The sequence below is a fragment of the Photorhabdus heterorhabditis genome, assembly GCF_001280945.1.
GTDB lineage: Bacteria > Pseudomonadota > Gammaproteobacteria > Enterobacterales > Enterobacteriaceae > Photorhabdus > Photorhabdus heterorhabditis.
This window is the reverse complement of the sequence record NZ_LJCS01000045.1, coordinates 18307-36705: the sequence shown is the minus strand read 5'-3', so window position 1 is coordinate 36705 and position 18399 is coordinate 18307. Positions and strand designations below refer to the sequence as shown.

Annotated in this window: 11 protein-coding genes and 2 pseudogenes; 9 read left to right on the top strand and 4 right to left on the bottom strand. The window is 41.3% G+C overall.

The features are described from left to right. The first annotated feature begins 783 nt into the window (after positions 1–783). The 9 genes and pseudogenes from AM629_RS14820 to miaE all read left to right on the top strand — a co-directional run bounded on the left by AM629_RS14820 (position 784) and on the right by miaE (position 14142). Entirely contained in the window at positions 784–1287 is a 504-nt protein-coding gene (locus AM629_RS14820) for a sigma-70 family RNA polymerase sigma factor (RefSeq protein WP_054480051.1), read from the top strand. A gap of 9 nt (positions 1288–1296) precedes the next feature. After that, entirely contained in the window at positions 1297–2277 is a 981-nt protein-coding gene (locus AM629_RS14815) for a FecR domain-containing protein (protein ID WP_054480050.1), read from the top strand. 84 nt (positions 2278–2361) lie between these two features. Then, a complete protein-coding gene (locus AM629_RS14810) occupies positions 2362–4944 on the top strand; it encodes a TonB-dependent receptor (protein WP_054480049.1) in 2583 nt (860 codons plus the stop codon). A gap of 516 nt (positions 4945–5460) precedes the next feature. After that, positions 5461–6342: pseudogene (fucP, locus tag AM629_RS14805) on the top strand (L-fucose:H+ symporter permease); the annotation flags it as partial. A 58-nt stretch (positions 6343–6400) separates the two neighbouring features. Further along, a pseudogene (gene fucR / locus AM629_RS14800) lies at positions 6401–6928 on the top strand (L-fucose operon activator); the annotation flags it as partial. Positions 6929–7428: 500 nt separating this feature from the next. Then, positions 7429–8538, top strand: coding sequence for a PLL family lectin (locus AM629_RS14795; RefSeq protein WP_054480048.1), 1110 nt, complete (start codon positions 7429–7431; stop codon positions 8536–8538). A gap of 515 nt (positions 8539–9053) precedes the next feature. Continuing rightward, positions 9054–10169: a PLL family lectin gene (locus AM629_RS14790; RefSeq protein WP_054480047.1), complete on the top strand. Its 1116-nt coding sequence runs from the start codon at positions 9054–9056 to the stop codon at positions 10167–10169. 651 nt (positions 10170–10820) lie between these two features. Further along, on the top strand, positions 10821–13376 hold the full coding sequence (gene mutS / locus AM629_RS14780; RefSeq protein ID WP_054480045.1) for a DNA mismatch repair protein MutS: 2556 nt from the start codon (positions 10821–10823) through the stop codon (positions 13374–13376). A gap of 4 nt (positions 13377–13380) precedes the next feature. After that, positions 13381–14142: a tRNA isopentenyl-2-thiomethyl-A-37 hydroxylase MiaE gene (gene miaE, locus AM629_RS14775; protein ID WP_054480044.1), complete on the top strand. Its 762-nt coding sequence runs from the start codon at positions 13381–13383 to the stop codon at positions 14140–14142. Between the two features lie 78 nt (positions 14143–14220). Here miaE and AM629_RS14770 read toward each other — a convergent pair whose 3' ends face one another. The 4 genes from AM629_RS14770 to nlpD form a co-directional block, all read right to left on the bottom strand. Then, the gene (locus tag AM629_RS14770) at positions 14221–14550 is read right to left on the bottom strand and encodes a zinc ribbon domain-containing protein (protein WP_054480043.1); all 330 of its coding nucleotides are present in this window, start codon (positions 14548–14550) and stop codon (positions 14221–14223) included. Positions 14551–14559: 9 nt separating this feature from the next. Further along, on the bottom strand, positions 14560–15267 hold the full coding sequence (locus AM629_RS14765) for a restriction endonuclease subunit S (RefSeq protein WP_036772720.1): 708 nt from the start codon (positions 15265–15267) through the stop codon (positions 14560–14562). Between the two features lie 1037 nt (positions 15268–16304). Beyond that, entirely contained in the window at positions 16305–17303 is a 999-nt protein-coding gene (rpoS, locus tag AM629_RS14760) for an RNA polymerase sigma factor RpoS (protein ID WP_054480042.1), read from the bottom strand. A gap of 51 nt (positions 17304–17354) precedes the next feature. Next, the gene (gene nlpD, locus AM629_RS14755) at positions 17355–18323 is read right to left on the bottom strand and encodes a murein hydrolase activator NlpD (RefSeq protein ID WP_054480041.1); all 969 of its coding nucleotides are present in this window, start codon (positions 18321–18323) and stop codon (positions 17355–17357) included. Between the last annotated feature and the right edge of the window lie 76 nt (positions 18324–18399).

The following is an 18399-nucleotide window of genomic DNA, read 5'->3' as shown; positions in this document are numbered from 1 at the left end:
TATACCTGTTATCTTTCAAGTTGCTTCTTTGTTGGCTGCACTCTCTCACCCCGGTCACATAGTTAGCTATGCTCCCGGGGATTCGCTCCCTTGCCGTCGCGATGCATCTTGAAATCTATTGGGTATAGATTCAAAAGGGAATAACTAAATCCAAAATACACAAAGACATAAGGTTATTCCTATATGTATTATTTCCCTAAACTCACAGTAAAGAAAAACAAAGAAACTTTTAATAAAATAAAAAATTTTTTTATCATTATTTGATCTGTTTGTTTAGCTCATAAATTATCCTCTCGTCCATTTCGGTAGATAAATCACCGGAGCAATACATTTCAATTAAGTTCCCTAAATATGGTTCAATAAAATAATACATCATATCTAAATTATCTTTTCTTAATTTATAATATACTTTAGGATATTTTCCTCCTGGTCTTCTTGAAGACGAGCTAATTTTATCAACTAACCCATAAATTGAAAAAGCTGATAATAACTAAACCACACATTAATACGATATTTACAAGTTTGTCAACGATAGAATAATTTCTTAAAAACTATAAGCTTTCATAAACCAAGAATTTAACTCTGTCACACGACAAAGAACCACCTATATTAAATTCTCGATTGCTTATTTAAAGTTTGTATAATTTAGCTCTGCTAATGATAAATAAAAAGCCAATCTAATCAACGTATCCCCGCAAATTATTTATTGGTAACGGAGAGTAATTACCTGTAACATACAAAAATGATAATGATTTGCATTTACATTGATGGAGTGGCATAAAAATGACCGTTAATGTTTTGGACACTCAACAGATCCAGTGGATGTACATCCACAATCATGATTGGCTATTTCGCTGGCTTAAGCATCGTCTTAACTGTGATGAAACCGCTGCCGATCTGGCTCAAGATACTTTTGTTAAATTACTTAGCTCGCCTTTACCACAGCAACTGAACGAACCCCGTGCCTATATCGTCACTATCGCTAAGGGGCTGATGATTAATTGGTATCGTCGCCGCTCACTTGAACAGTCGTATCTGGATTTACTCGTCAGCCTGCCTGAGCAACTTATTCCTGCACCAGAGCAAAAATTGATTATCCTCGAAACTCTTCAAGAAATTGATATCATGCTTAGCCAGCTCGCCATACCCGTTCAGACCGTCTTTTTGCTTTCCCAGATAGAGGGAATGAAGTATGAAGATATCGCAAATCACATGAATATTTCGCTATCTACGGTAAAGCGCTATATGAAACAAGGTTTCTATCAGTGTCTGATAGCAATGTCATAAGGGATTAATATGACTTCCACGGATACATCTCATTCATCAAGCACATCTTCTAAAACAATTTTGGCAGAAGCCGCAGAATGGTTGACCATTCTAAATGATAGTCATGTCAGCGAAGCTGACCGGAATGCTTGCGCTGCCTGGTGTGCACAAAGTCCAGAACATGCTCAAGCTTGGGAGCGGGCACAATGTCTGTTAACCCGGTTACAGCATCTACCACCTCATATCGCCTCACCGCTGTTAAACAGTAAGCAAACTCTTTCCCGCCGAGAAACTATCAGCAAGCTTACTCTGATGTTGTTAATACCGGCTGGGGTATCACTCTTCTGGCAATCTGATCAATTTAAGCTCCTCACTGGCGATTATCACACTAGGACAGGACAAATACAGCACTGGCCATTACCCGATGGCGGTCAACTGACGTTAAATACACAAAGCGCAACAGATGTTGATTATGATAATACTCAGCGGTTTGTTCGTTTAAAGCTGGGAGAAATTTATATTGAAACTCATCAGGATAGCCACCAGCCAGCACGCCCATTTAAAGTACAAACTAAACAAGGTTCTATTGTGGCACTGGGTACGAAATTCAGCATCCGCCAACAAGCCTCCCATACTCAGGTGGAAATCGTGGAAGGGGCAGTCCGTATCATGCCAGATAATGGATCATCACAAATACTGTATGCCGGAGAAGCAACACATTTCACTCAATTTGCAGTTGCCCCACAACATCCCCGTTCAACCACATCTCTAAGTTGGTTACAGGGCATGATAATGGCAGATAACTTGCCGTTGGCAGCAGTGGTTACTGAATTGAATCGCTATCGTTCCGGCGTGATCCGCTGTGATGATGCAGTAGCTAATCTGCGTGTCTCAGGTGCTTTTCCTATACAGGATACAGATTTGGCAATACAGATGCTTTTACAGACTTATCCTCTCTCAATGCACAGCCTGACTCGCTATTGGGTTACCCTCTCTTCAGCCAATCGATAAAAATAATTATTTTTGCTGACACTTTTTTCAATCTCATACGGCATAGAGATAAAAGAAGCTTAAAAAGCTGTGGAGAAATTATCTATGCCATATCATGTTAACTGTCCGGGTTCACAACCACGTTGGCAGAAAAAGTCTTTAGCCCTCTTGTTGTTTCCATTGATGCTACTATCAGAAGCCCCCCTGTACGCAACCACACCAACAGTTCCCCTTTATCCGGTCAACATTCCGGCGGGTTCATTAGGCAATTCTTTATCTTATTTTGCTGCTCAAACCGGTACAGCGCTCTCCTTCGATCCGAATTTAACCAACGGGTTAACCGCACCTTCGTTAAACGGCAGTTTTACCGCTCATCAAGGTTTAGTACAACTGCTCACAGGCTGTCATCTACGCCTGTCCCAGCGTGCCGATGGCAGTTACACCCTGATAAAACTGGCAGAAAATATGACCAACAATGGTGTCATAGTACTAAATCCTCTTACAGTAGCAGGCAATCGCGGGTACACAGGAAATGAACCATTGCGTTTCGACAGTACCACTATCAAAGGTAAAGATATCGAAAAATTTGGTGTGATCCATCCTGTTGATATTTTTAAGACAACACCTGGAGTATTATCCGGCGAAGCACGCAGTTCAGGCAGCCTGGATGTGAATATTCGGGGCCTGCAAGGACAAGGGCGAGTTTTGACAACCGTTGATGGCGCATCTAACCAGACCGCCTTATACCGTGGTTATCAAGGTGTCTCCAACCGTTCCTTTATTGATCCCGATTTCATTGGCCGGGTAGATATCAGCAAAGGCCCGACAGGAAAAGGCGGTATGGGAGCTATTGGGGGGGTCGTGGAGATAAAAACCATCGAAGCCAGTGATATCCTGCTTGATGGACAAAAAGTCGGGCTTCGTCTGAAAGGCAGTCTGTTGAGCAACCATTCTAATCCTGACGATTATCAACGCAATGACTGGCCCTCCCCAGCAAAAACTTCTTTTTTTGATGCCAAGAATAGAACTGGGAGTATCGTTTTCGCCGTGGCCGAACCGTCTTATGAATTGCTATTTGGCGCCTCTCAGCGCAAACGTGGTAATTACCATTCTGGCAAACACGGACCGGGTGCCAAGGAACGTGGGATGCCAGGCTATCTGTGTGAAAGCGATCCACAAGATTGCCGTATTCCACAATTCAGTGAACAGATGGCAGGTTATTCACTGTATGCAATGGGAGATGCCGTTCCTAATACTTCTGAAGATAGCCAATCGCTATTGGGTAAAGGAAAAATCCGTTTTGGTGATGGTCATGAAATCTCCGCTATCGTGAGTCATTACAAAAATCTTTATGGGGAATCTTATGTTGCAGATATGGCAAGCCCAAGCCAAACCTTCATGATTTTAGATCAGGGGCCACTGACACGACTCAACATGAACAGACACAACCTCAATTACAAATGGGAACCGGCATCAAATCCCTGGATTAATTTGGATATAGGCGTGTGGCAAACACGGGTTAACGACCGTCCCCGAACCTCAAATAATACTCTCGGTGATAAAAAATTCATGCGTACAGTAGGAGTGAATCTGAATAACACCTCATTATTTGAACTTTCAAATCAAGATATTGAGTTGAACTACGGTGCCAGTTTTATCCGTGAACGTACTGGCCCAAGCGAAGGAAAATGGAAATACGCGGTTAACCGTGAAGGAGAGCGTAAGGAAAGCCATCTTTTCCTAAATGGAAATTATTCTCCTATTGCACGATTAACTTTAATGGGAGGATGGGATTACAAGTCCTATCGAGTTGAAGATTACAGCCCAGCTCATTCTGGTAACCCTTTTTTACCGCAACTCACCTCAGGTAAGGTAAATAATAAGCGAGATCATGCCCACGGTTATTGGGTCGGCGCTAAATTTGATCTTACTCATGCAACAGCACTGCATGCCAAATATGCCTATGCACCACGTTTTCCATCAATGGTTGAAGGTATTCGTGGCTACATGATGAATGTTGATGATCGTATAAAACCTGAAATCTCAAAAAATATAGAAGTCGGACTGACATCACGTTTCCCGAATGTCATTGCTAAAAATGACAGTTTCGATATTAAAATGTCCTACTTTGATAACCGGGTGAAGGACTATATCAACCGGTCATGGATGAATGATTACTGGAGTATGTACATCAGTAATATCAAAGCAGCGAAATTTGCAGGATTAGAATTAGCAAGTGTTTACCACAGCGATCACTTTGACGCGCGTTTATCCATGAATTACTACACGAAAGTCAGATTCTGTACAGAAAATGCAGGTTGTGTTGCACGTAGCCTCCCTTCAGATTATGCCACCAACCATATTCCCCCTAAATACGCCGTATCACTCGATCTGACACAAAGATTTTTAAACGACCAAATCTCTCTCAATGCAAGAGTCTCCCATTATGGTCAAAGATCGGTGCCAGCCGGAAAACCGGGCCGAGGTTCTGCTACCTTGCTGGCACCTATTATTTGGCGACCAGCCACCGTGGCTGATATTTCTCTGACGGCCCGTGTGAATAAGCATGTAGAATTTGAATTTGGTGTGGATAACGTCTTTGATAAATATTATATCCAACCTCTCAGCCTGGGCTATATTCCGTCACCGGGAAGAACATTCCGCGCGGGTATTACAACTTATTTTTAAGTCGATTAATTAGTATACCCGTTATCTTTCAAGTTGCCTCTTTGTTGGCTGCACTCTCTCACCCCGGTCACAGAGTTCTCTATGCTCCCGGGGATTCGCTCCCTTGCCGTCGCGATCCAGCTTGAAATCTATTGGGTATAGTACTTTGTTGTTGTTAAATAAACGTTTCGCTTAATTTTTGTGATTAAGCTCAAATGTTTTTAGCACTTTCTTTATTTTTTAAAATATCTGTATTTATTTTTTATTCCATATTTTTCATTTCTGACTCAAACAGTCATTTATTGGCTTTATTGACCGTTTTTTTATAAAAAAATTATACGGTCATTTTCATGACCAAATTAAATAAAAAGAAAAGATAAACGAGCATATGTAATAGGTTTATTTCAGTGATTAACTTCACAATTTAGCGGCATTAATAAATAAATGTGATTTAGATCCCTTTATCATCTCATAGATGACTAAAAATACTACTACTGCGGAAGGGCTTACAATATCAGCTGTAATGTAGAGGATGCTATGAGTAACATATCGATACAATCAAATATAGCTCGAAACAATAAAAAAAACAGAGGTTATTTAATTCCTTTTGCTATTTTTTGTTCTCTCTTCTTTTTATGGGCGGTGGCAAATAATTTAAATGACATATTACTACCTCAGTTTCAAAAAACGTTTACCTTAACAAATTTCTAGGCAGGGCTAATCCAATCAGCATTTTATTTTGGCTATTTTATTATTCCTGTTCCTGCGGGCATATTAATGAAGAAGTTAAGTTATAAAGCGGGGATAATGACTGGATTATTGTTTTATATTGCGGGTGCTGCTCTTTTTTGGCCTGCGGCAGAAGCGATGAATTATACACTATTCCTATTTGGGCTTTTTATTATCGCCGCTGGGTTAGGCTGCTTAGAAACAGCGGCTAACCCTTTCGTCACCGTCTTAGGACCTGAAGAAACCGGGCATTTTCGAATTAATCTGGCACAAACGTTTAATTCATTTGGGGCAATTATCGCCGTTGTTTTTGGACAAAGCTTAATTTTATCTAACGTTCCTCATTTACCCCAAGAAACACTTGATAAAATGACCGTCAAACAGCTTGATGCTTATAACCATAGCCTCGTTTTGGCGGTACAATCCCCTTACATGATTATCGTTGCCGTCGTTTTAATCATTACCTGCTTAGTTTTATTGACCAAATTTCCAGTAATACACAGTGACGCACATGACAATAACAGCTCATTCTTTAAATCTTTGAGACGTATTATCAAAATCAAACACTGGCGCTGGGCGGTATTAGCTCAATTTTGCTATGTCGGGGCACAAACAGCTTACTGGAGTTACCTTATACGTTATGCCATTGATGAAATTCCGGTTATTTCCTCTGGACATGATACACAATTTGCTTTATTCGGTTCAGGCGCTGATTTAAATCAACCTATCTTATCTTCGGGTACCTAGGAATAGAGAAACACAAGATAATGGAGACCCCTTTAATACTCGAGTTAAAAGCCATTTTTCAAGTAAATCTCTTATTGCTCAGCAAGCCGTGATCTGGATAAGCGAAGGAATGATCATTGCACTTGATGCAAGTTCAACATGTTGGTATTTAGCCAAACAACTACCTGATATTAATATCACTGTTTTTACGAATAGTATTCGTATTTGTCATGAATTATCAAAGAGAAAAAGCATTCAATTAATCAGTTCAGGGGGAATTCTTCATCGTAAATATGCTTGTTACATTAGTTCATCACTTATTGTACAATTAAAAAATTTAGATATCGATCTCTTTATTTTTTCCTGTGATGGCATTGATGCAAATGGCGATTTATGGGATTCGAATATTGATAACGCAACATTCAAAGAGATTCTTATAAAACGAGCATTACAATCCATTTTATTAATTGATAAGAGCAAAATTAACCGAAAAAGTGAAATTAAAATAGAAAATCATGGAAATATCACTGATATAATATCAAATTATTAGATATATACCCTATGGATTTCAAGATGCATCGCGGCGGCAAGAGAACGCAGCCAACCGAGGGGCAACTTGAAGGATGAAGGGTATAGTTGTTAACTGTGATAATTATTCCTAAGACTTGCACATAACAAGTCTGATACTGACCTCTATCAACCTTCATATTTTCCATTAACAGTTTTCATCTTCATTGACCACTTCCTGTACCTGACAACACTTAGTTCACATTGAAAAAGAATAATCATGATAAGAATACATTTCGAAATATAAGTAGAAGGAAATTTTAAAACAGGAAAATAATTCATTTATAATTTATTATTTTTAAATGACCGCATGTAAAAATACATATAAACATATGGGGTTTTATAATGTAGCATCACGATCATCTGACACCTTTACGGATCATAAACGAACATCAAATAGAATATTAATGCAAAGACTTAAATATCTTGCTTATTAAATGATAATTTAGTGAACCCCCAAAATTATTTTTAAAGAGAATATATATGCAACCCATTAATACATCAAATCCAGATAATACCGAGTCCTATATTAAAGACGAGGTAGAAATCGCAAGTTCTACAATCGCGTTGTCTGAAATTGTCTCAGTGGTAAACACCTCTGACGGTCGGCTTGAGGTTTTCGGTGTAGGTACTGACAATGCTGTGTGGCGCAACAGGCAAATGGCACCACATACAGGCTCTACCTGGTCCGGCTGGAGTTCACTTAACGGACAGGTGACCAGCAAACCCGTCGTTTACATCAATACAGATGGTCGATTGGAAGTATTCGTACGTGGCACAGACAATGCGTTATGGCATAACTGGCAGCTCACTCCCAATGCCGGTTGGTCAGGCTGGCAATCTTTAGGTGGAGTGATTACCAGTAACCCTGCGGTATATGCCAACACGGATGGCCGCCTTGAAGTTTTTGCACGCGGCGCCGATAACGCACTCTGGCACATCTCACAAACTACCGCGCATGCCGGTCCATGGTCGAGCTGGACCTCGTTGAATGGCGTGATCACCAGCAACCCAGCAGTCCATATCAACTCCGACGGTCGGCTTGAGGTCTTTGCCCGTGGTACCGATAACGCACTCTGGCACATCTGGCAAACCGCTCCTGATTCCAACCTGTGGTCAAGTTGGGAGTCACTCAATGGCGTAATTACTAGTGACCCTGTGGTCATTGGTACCGCTGATGGTCGGCTTGAAGTCTTTGCACGTGGCACTGATAACGCACTCTGGCACACCTGGCAGACCATTCCTCATTCCGGTCCGTGGTCGGGTTGGCAATCTTTAAAAGGCGTAATTACCAGCGCCCCTGCTGTAGTGAAAAACTGCGACAACCGGCTTGAAGTCTTTGCGCGCGGTACTGATAACGCACTTTGGCACATCTGGCAAACAGGTTTCCATAACGGTCCATGGTCTAACTGGGCCTCGTTGAATGGCGTGATCACCAGCGCACCAACGGCGGTGGAAGATTCCGATGGTAAGCTTGAAGTCTTTGCGCGTGGCTCCGATAACGCGCTCTGGAACATCAGGCAAGCCCCATTATCGTGGTCCACCTGGGCATCCCTCGGTGGTTCTTTAATCGACGCTTCCGCGATTAAATAATCTGGAAGGAACCCGTTTTACCCAACACGAACGTCATCTTCTGGCCCAATATGCTTCACTGCGCTATATCGGGCCAGTGATATAACCTAATTTTCTGGAATTAGCCCAGTATTCAACTTATGAAATATAAGTAAATCAGGGTCTATGCCCTCCAATAGCCAGATGACGAATTGTGTTCTTTAACAAGGACTATTAGATATTTTTAATAAAAACAAAATCACCACGAAAATAATATGAAAAAAATAGAAACCAAAATAAATTTTAAAATAAAAAAACAGTTTATATAATTAATTTTTTGGTACTTATATTTAAAAAGGTATACCAACACATATAACGTTATAATGTAAGACAACATTTTTATGATAATTTAATAATCGAAAGTGAACTCCAAATAAAATATTAACCACTAACTTTTCAAATAAAAGGATGTGAACAAAAACATTAATATTAAATATTTTGCTTATTAAATTACCGCTTAGTGAATATAAAAAATTATTTTAAAAAAGGATACATATATGCAAAAAGAACCTATTAAAACATCAAATCCAGATAATGCCGAGTCATATGTTAAAGACGAGGTAGAAATCGAGAACGCTGCAATCGCATTGTCCGCAATTGTCTCGGTGGCAAACAACTCTGATAATCGGCTCGAGGTTTTCGGTGTGGGCACCGATAATGCGGTATGGCACAATTGGCAAACCGCACCATACGCAAATTCTTCCTGGTCCGGCTGGAACACACTTGGCGGAGGAGTGACCAGCAAGCCCGCTGTTTACACCAATTCAGACGGTCGATTAGAAGTGTTTGTACGTGGCGGAGATAATGCGTTATGGCATAACTGGCAGACAGCCCCCAATTCCGGTTGGTCAGGTTGGCAGTCGTTGAATGGCTCAATTACGAGTAACCCAGCAGTATTTGTCAACTCTGATGGTCGGCTTGAAGTCTTTGCACTCGGCGGGGATAACGCGCTCTGGCACATCTGGCAAACCAAACCTCATAACGGTCCATGGTCTAACTGGGAATCATTAGGCGGCGGAATTACCAGCAATCCAGCGGTACATATCAACGCCGACGGTCGGCTTGAAGTCTTTGTACGCGGCGGGGATAACGCGCTCTGGCACATCTGGCAAACCAAACCTCATAACGGTCCATGGTCTAACTGGGAATCATTAGGCGGCGGGATCACCAGCGACCCTGCGGTATATCTCAACTCCGATGGTCGGCTTGAAGTCTTTGCACGCGGCGGGGATAACGCGCTCTGGCACATCTGGCAAACCAAACCCTATACTGGTCCATGGTCTAAATGGGATTCATTGGGTGGCGGAATTACCAGCAATCCAGCGGTACATATCAACGCCGACGGTCGGCTTGAAGTCTTTGCACGCGGCGGGGATAACGCACTCTGGCACATCTGGCAGACCAAACCTCATGCCGGCCCGTGGTCTAACTGGTCCTCATTAGGTGGCGGGATTACCAGCGCCCCGGTAGTAGGGAAAAATGCCAACGGCCAACTTGAAGTCTTTGCGCATGGCAGTGATAACGCACTCTGGCATATCTGGCAAACCACATCATCGTGGTCCGCTTGGGCATCCCTAGGTGGCTATTTGATCGATGCTTCAGTGATCAAATAATCTGGCAAGAAACAGCTTCGCACAAGAAAAGCATAACCTTCTGGCCTGATGCGCTAAAGAGAACATTTATTGTGCTGCATCAGGCCAATGATGCCTATTTGCGTGGCTTAAGATTAACTAAACCCGCAGCATGTTCAAAAGAAAACGATACGGGCATAACATCTAAAACTTCATAAATCCCCCATTCAAGTATGCTGGCTTTTAGCTGGTTTCCTTTAATTTCAACATTTATCAGGTATTTCTTATCAAGGCAGGGATAACTTCGGGCTAGAAAGCAAAAACCCGTCAACATTGGGAAATGTTTTAAGCCATTTCGGCAACGCCGCTTTACCTTCCATATAGAACCAGATCTTTTGCTACTTTAACTGTAAATAATGAAAACAGTCTTGGTATACCAGACTGGTAAACCTCGCTAAATTAACCAGTTTAATTTTGATGACATATTCTCTGTTATTTTTTTACTTTCAATTTTACCGCGCGGTAGCAGTATATCTGTCCTTAATTTCCGATTTATTCAGATCCTTACAATTTAACAAGACTAAAATCCAACTAAATTTGCGAATTACTTCCAGATTTTACTTGTGTAAGTTTAAAGCTTGGTGCGATACCATAACGGAAGAATTGATTCACAAACTTAACTAAGACAACTGCATGATTAATACAGAAACTTTCGACACCCACACGCCCATGATGCAGCAATATCTCCGTCTTAAAGCACAGCATCCTGATATCCTGTTGTTTTACAGAATGGGAGATTTCTATGAGCTATTTTATGACGATGCCAAAAAAGCCGCAAAACTACTGGATATCTCGCTGACCAAACGAGGGCAATCAGCCGGTAACCCGATTCCAATGGCAGGCGTGCCACATCATGCAGTAGAAAACTACCTAGCTAAGTTGGTTCAATTGGGTGAGTCAGTCGCTATCTGTGAGCAAATTGGTGATCCTGCCACCAGCAAAGGCCCTGTTGAACGCAAAGTCGTTCGCATTGTTACCCCCGGAACGGTGACAGATGAAGCGTTATTGCAGGAACGGCAAGATAACCTGCTCGCCGCTATCTGGCACGATAATCAAGGATTTGGTTACGCCACGCTGGATGTAACCTCCGGTCGCTTCCAAATATCTGAAATGGCAGAACAGGAAACGATGGTCGCCGAATTGCAACGTACCCGTCCCGTTGAATTACTCTATCCTGAAAGCTTTGAACACATGGCTCTGATTGAACATTGCCATGGCTTACGCCGTCGCCCTTTATGGGAATTCGAACTGGATACAGCAAAACAGCAACTGAATCTGCAATTTGGTACCCGTGATCTGGTTGGCTTTGGTGTGGAAAAAGCAGCACTCGCTCTGCGTGCCGCAGGCTGCTTATTGCAATACGTCAAAGATACTCAGCGCACAGCTCTACCACATATTCGTGGTATCACCATCGAACGCCAGCAAGATGCGGTTATTATGGATGCGGCAACCCGTCGTAATCTGGAACTGACACAAAACTTGTCTGGTGGTACAGATAATACTCTTGCTTCCATTCTTGATCTGTGTGTTACCCCAATGGGTAGCCGAATGTTGAAACGCTGGTTGCATGCTCCTGTCAGGGACTGCCAAATATTAGAAAATCGTCAACAAGCTATTGCTACCTTGCAGGAAATTGGGTTGGAGTTACAGCCATTCTTGCTACAAGTAGGTGATCTGGAACGTGTATTGGCGCGCCTGGCTCTACGTTCAGCCCGACCACGGGATCTGGCAAAAATGCGCCATGCATTCCAGCAATTACCGGATATCCATCAAATTATGGACTCCTCAGATTCCCCCTACATCAAGCAATTGCAGAAAAATATCGGCAGGTTTGATGAATTACAGGAATTGCTTGAAAAAGCGATTGTAGAAACACCACCGGTATTGATTCGGGACGGTGGTGTAATCGCACCGGGTTATAACAGCGAACTGGATGAATGGCGCACACTGGCTGATGGTGCCAGTAACTATCTGGAACAACTGGAAATCCGCGAACGAGAAAAACTGGGTATCGATACTCTAAAAGTCGGCTTTAACGGTGTTCATGGTTACTATATTCAAGTTAGCCGAGGGCAAAGCCATCTGGTGCCAATTCATTATGTCCGCCGCCAGACACTGAAAAATGCTGAGCGTTATATCATCCCCGAGCTAAAAGAATATGAAGATAAGGTTCTGACTTCTAAAGGGAAATCTCTGGCAATAGAGAAAGCGCTTTACGAAGAATTATTTGATCTGTTGCTGCCTCATTTGGCCGAATTACAAGCCAGCGCCGAAGCACTGGCTGAACTTGACGTGTTAGCAAATCTGGCAGAACGTGCTGAAACCCTGAATTATGTTTGCCCAACATTGAGTGATAAACCGGGAATTCAAATTGCCGGTGGCCGCCATCCCGTTGTTGAGCAAGTTCTGAGTGAACCTTTTATCTCCAACCCGCTTTCTTTATCCTCACAACGACGTCTGTTGATTATTACCGGTCCAAATATGGGTGGTAAAAGTACTTATATGCGTCAAGCAGCATTGATTACACTTCTGGCCTATATCGGTAGCTTTGTACCTGCTGAAAAAGCCATCATCGGCCCGGTTGATCGCATATTTACCCGTGTGGGGGCTTCCGATGATCTAGCATCTGGCCGTTCAACCTTTATGGTGGAAATGACAGAAACCGCTAACATTCTGCACAATGCAACAGAACAAAGCTTGGTCTTGATGGATGAAATTGGCAGAGGCACATCAACCTACGACGGTCTTTCTCTGGCCTGGGCATGTGCAGAAAATCTGGCAAACCGCATTAAAGCAATGACCTTATTTGCCACTCACTATTTTGAACTAACTACGTTGCCGGAAAAACTCGAAGGTGTGGTCAACATTCATCTGGATGCGGTAGAGCATGGAGATACTATTGCATTTATGCACAGTGTACAGGATGGTGCGGCAAGTAAGAGTTATGGGCTGGCAGTCGCTTCCCTCGCCGGGGTTCCCCGTGAAGTTATCAAACGGGCGCGTCAGAAACTTAAAGAACTAGAATCGCTATCCAACCATGCAACCGCAAGTCATGTCGATACACCGCAACTTGCGTTATTAACAGAGGAGATATCACCAGCAGTCGAAGCATTGGAAAATCTCAATCCAGACTCACTGACTCCGCGTCAAGCTTTGGAATGGATTTATCGGCTAAAAGATATGGTGTAAAAAAGTGTTCAATAAAAGCCTCTTACAACCAATATACCGTTTTTTGCAGTGTGAAACCCCAGACTTATGGGTAGATAAAGCAAAACAGCCTGAAAATTTACCGGTGCTTCTACGGGATCATCTGTTATGCGAACTAAAAGCAGCACAGAGCGCAATGTATTTGATCCGCAAGTATGCAGTAGATCAGCGAAGTGCGGATACACTTCTAACATGGTTTAAACCCTATGAAGATTTTGCCTATAAGAAGATTGGCGATCTCAATTCATTAAGAAGTCAGAACCAAGCGACCAAACAGATCACCGCCAAAGCTAATTCCCCATATGGTCAAGATCTGATTGATAAAATGGTATTGCTGATTAAAGAAGAGTTACATCACTTCTATCAGGTGCTAGAAATCATGAATGCACGCGATATCAGCTATGAAAGCATCAGCGCCAGCCGTTATGCTAAAAGAATGCTCAGCCACATCATCAACCACGAACCTTATACACTGATAGATAAGCTGATTATCGGGGCTTATATTGAAGCACGCTCCTGTGAGCGCTTTGCTAAACTAGCACCACATCTGGATGAAGAATTGAGTAAATTTTATATCTCACTACTTCGCTCTGAAGCACGCCATTACCAGGACTATCTTGCACTGGCACAATCTATCGCTAATGAAGATATTACCGAACGAGTTAACTATTTTGGCCGTATTGAAGCTGAGTTGATTCAAAATCCAGATAGCGATTTTAAATTTCACAGTGGCATTCCTGTAGTTTGAATATAGCAATGTCACATTGATTAAAAAAGGTGAGCCAATACTCACCTTTTTTTAATTTAATCTGTTGTTAAACCCAAATTAAGCTTTTGGACGGGTAAGGAGCACAAATATCCCTAAAATAATATCGCCAACAAGCCAAATCCCCATAATCATTGCAGCACCTAGTCCTGTACCGATAGCCGCGCCAATCTGTTCCGCATTAGATAATTGATCCATATTTTCAGTAGCTGCATTCATGCCACCAATGAGCCAATAGGCCATCAGCACATTAAACGCGATAAATATCCATTTAATGATCTTGCCAAAAAAGCTCCGTTTAGGTTTTCTCAATTGAACACCACAAGTCGGGCATTTAATCGAAGTGTCACTAACACTATTTGAACATTCAGGGCAATTTATTAATGCCATTTTTTATCCTTAGTTAACAGTTTTCACCGAGAAAAATTTAAATAAAAATTCTGGATTCTTCATAGATCCATCAGTAGTCAGACTCTTTTCTTCGAAAAAATCAATCGATGACGAAAATAAATACCCGGAAAATTCGACTTTCTGTCCAACAGATAAAGAAAAGAGTTCATCGTAAACAGTAGAGTCTTTTTCAATTAACGTATCCGAACGAATATCAGAAAATTCATTATTCCATGTTGCCAACTCAATATTTGGCGACACTTTTACCGACAAAATAGCTTTCCCGTCATTGTTCGTTTTCAACTCAGTTATTGTACCAATCCAAGAATTAATAGAATTTTGAGTAAATGCATCAGCAAGTGCAACTCTCCGCTGTTCCCTTAATGATGATTTTTGGAGTTCGTTTTTTGCACTAGAATATTTATCCACGAAAGATGATACTATCTGGACAAATTTAGCCTGATCGGATGGTATAGTTGCTTCATGTTTTTTTACCACAGTTTTAGTATCAGAAGCAGTATCTGATTGAAGCTTTCCATCATCCTCACTCCAACTCGCGATTATCTTAATCAATATCAAGATGGCAATGCATAAAACAAAAATTTTAATAAAATTTGCTTTTTTTATCTTTACACCACATCCTGGACAAGAATTAGCTGTTTTACTAACATCTTTTCCGCAGGCTTTACATTTCTTAAAAAGACTCTCGCTACTCACTAAACCTCCAATCCAATACCATAAACATGTAATCGTTTCATTCCTTAATTTACTTATTTATTAATACTGCTAAATACACTTGGCACCTTATCTTTATAAACGCAAGTCAATAAAGGAATGTCAGATTATAGGTTTTTACACGCTCAAAACTATACCGTATTAGATGCTGTTTTTTCGCTAAGAGAATTCATGTCTTTCACAATAGAAGAGATATGAATAATACTTAAGCAATACTCTCTTCTCCGATAAAAGCCAAATCGAAAAAATCCGTAGAATACGGTTTATAGCATAATAAGCTGCTGAAAAAACTGAGTATTTGATTATTCAATAACCCACTACCTTATGAAAAATGGCTGTATCGCACATTCCAGTGCTAATATCCTCTATAAATTTTGTTTATTTCGCTGATATTCATTTACCCACAAAACTAAGGGATAATTGTTATCGCTCTGTTTTTTCCACCATTAGCAATATTACACAGCGAATCTGACTCCTATTCTATCAGTCAATAGCTTATTTCTGCTTTCACTCATAAAACCGGCCCTATATTATCAGCAAAAATATATTTGTCATTAAATTTATTAATGCATAACAGAATCGATTATAAGTAAAGTTTCCCATAAGGATAGTCAGTTGCTATAGCAGGCATCTTTCTCGCCAACGAAAATGCACTATAGCCTATAAGCGATTGACCGAAACAGAAAGATAACCGATTTCATGGTAATAGAAAACACAACATCTATGACAATAAACTCACAATTCTCTTACATAAACTCGTTACTAATATCATTTAAATTGCTTTGTAGACGCTGCGATATGGGTAGGTAGGCCGATCGATTCTGTAAGTACAGATAAAATCTTTGGTGATTACTAATAGAATGATAAGAAACTCGCTTATAATTATAACCCGTGTAGACCGCTCTAGATTAGAGATAATTAACCACCGGGTACTGAAGAACCTGATAATACCAAGCATCAACAATGCAAAAACAGGGATAACAGCTCTTCAGAACCCAAGTAGCTAAACTACTCAACAATTAAGTACGGAACAATGATTCAATATTCAAACCTTGGGTTTGCATAATATCTTTTAAACGTCGCAAGCCTTCGACCTGGATCTGACGCACTCTTTCCCTTGTCAAACCGATCTCTTTGCCCACATCTTCCAAAGTTTCCGCTTCATAGCCCAAGAGACCAAAACGACGCGCTAATACTTCACGTTGCTTCGAATTTAATTCAAACAACCATTTGACGATACTCTTTTTCATATCATCTTCCTGTGTTGTTCCCTCCGGCCCTGTTTCATTCTCATCTGATAAAACATCCAATAGTGCTTTGTCAGAATCGCTACTAATTGGTGTATCAACCGAAATAATACGTTCATTCAATCGCAACATACGACTGACATCATCAACCGATTTATCCAGTTTTTCTGCTATCTCTTCTGGACTGGGTTCATGATCTAATTTATGGGCAAGTTCTCTTGCAGTACGCAAGTAGACGTTAAGTTCTTTAACAATATGAATAGGCAACCGGATAGTACGAGTTTGATTCATAATAGCCCGTTCAATAGTCTGCCGAATCCACCATGTTGCATAGGTAGAAAACCTGAATCCACGTTCCGGGTCAAATTTCTCAACAGCACGGATAAGACCAAGATTACCTTCTTCAATCAAATCAAGAAGGGCTAAGCCTCTGTTGCTGTAACGGCGGGAGATTTTAACAACCAATCGCAAGTTACTTTCAATCATTCTCTGGCGGGCCAATACATCACCACGTAATGCCCGCCTTGCAAAAAAAACCTCTTCTTCTGCCGTCAACAGAGGAGAAAAACCAATCTCTCCGAGATAAAGCTGTGTTGCATCAAGAACTCGCTGGTTCATACCCTGCAATACATCTAAGTCATTCTCAAGATCAGTTAGGTCATCCTCACCATTCTTCAATAATTTCTCATCGAAGTCGTCAGCTTCAATACCGCTTTCATCTAAATCCGCATCATCATACAAATCACTAACTTTCAGCGTATTTTGGCTCATAAGCTGCCCCTACCCGAGATAATGCAGGCAGAATTCAGCATTCTGCCCAGTTTATCGCTGCGGAAGATAACGCAGCGGGTTTACGGATTTTCCCTTGTAACGAATTTCAAAGTGTAATCTTACAGAGCTAGTACCGGTGCTACCCATAGTGGCAATTTTCTGCCCTGCTTTAATATCCTGTTGCTCACGAACCAGCATTGTATCGTTATGAGCATAGGCACTCAGGTAGTCATCGTTATGTTTTATAATTATCAGATTTCCATATCCACGTAAGGCATTTCCGGCGTATACCACCCGACCACCTGATGTCGCAAATACTGACTGACCACGACTACCTGCAATATCAATCCCTTTGTTACCCCCTTGGGTATCAGAGAAATTCTCAATCACTTTACCTTCAGCAGGCCACATCCAATGACTAACAACACTGCTTACGGTTGTCGTCGGTGACTTTACATACGTATTGTTTATTGTTGAGGTCGTTGCCTGTGGCAACATTTTTACACTCTTTTGTTTTCCAGAATTTGCAGGATACGCATTAGTTGATTGAGAATCAACCAGGGTTGTTTGAATTTGATTATGGTTATAAGTGGTTAAAATCCCACTATTACCCGTCCTCAAAGTCTGCCCCACCGTTAGACTATAAGGTTCTGAAATATTATTTTTGCTCGCAAGATCACGAAAATCATTGCCAGTAATCCATGCAATATAAAACAGAGTATCACTATGTCTTACTGTGTAAGTATTGCCGTTATAGCTACCTTTAGGAATATTTTCATAATTGCGGTTATAAACTATTCCCCCTTGTGAATCTCCACCAGTAGCACTAATTGATGAAGGTGAAGATGCCATTGGTGTAGATATAGCAGAGCTGCCAGAAGATATTACCGGACGACTGATACTCCGATTTTGTTCCTGATCGACACTGGTGATAGGCGCAGGGCGAGTCGGTGTATTTGCACAGCCGACTAACCAGATTCCTATCAATGAACAAGTTACAATCCGCTGTATTTTTTTCATTGGGCTTCCTGAATTCATACTTCCTTCCCCCATAACGGCAAATATAAGCGTAAAAACCAACAATTCTTAAAGATCA

Excerpts from the sequence above, each read along its gene's own strand:
- AM629_RS14790 (WP_054480047.1), top strand. The coding sequence starts at position 9,054 with ATGCAAAAAGAACCTATTAAAACATCAAATCCAGATAATGCCGAGTCA.
- nlpD (WP_054480041.1), bottom strand. The coding sequence starts at position 18,323 with ATGAAAAAAATACAGCGGATTGTAACTTGTTCATTGATAGGAATCTGG.
- mutS (WP_054480045.1), top strand. The coding sequence starts at position 10,821 with ATGATTAATACAGAAACTTTCGACACCCACACGCCCATGATGCAGCAA.
- rpoS (WP_054480042.1), bottom strand. The coding sequence starts at position 17,303 with ATGAGCCAAAATACGCTGAAAGTTAGTGATTTGTATGATGATGCGGAT.
- AM629_RS14815 (WP_054480050.1), top strand. The coding sequence starts at position 1,297 with ATGACTTCCACGGATACATCTCATTCATCAAGCACATCTTCTAAAACA.
- AM629_RS14810 (WP_054480049.1), top strand. The coding sequence starts at position 2,362 with ATGCCATATCATGTTAACTGTCCGGGTTCACAACCACGTTGGCAGAAA.
- AM629_RS14770 (WP_054480043.1), bottom strand. The coding sequence starts at position 14,550 with ATGGCATTAATAAATTGCCCTGAATGTTCAAATAGTGTTAGTGACACT.
- AM629_RS14820 (WP_054480051.1), top strand. The coding sequence starts at position 784 with ATGACCGTTAATGTTTTGGACACTCAACAGATCCAGTGGATGTACATC.
- AM629_RS14795 (WP_054480048.1), top strand. The coding sequence starts at position 7,429 with ATGCAACCCATTAATACATCAAATCCAGATAATACCGAGTCCTATATT.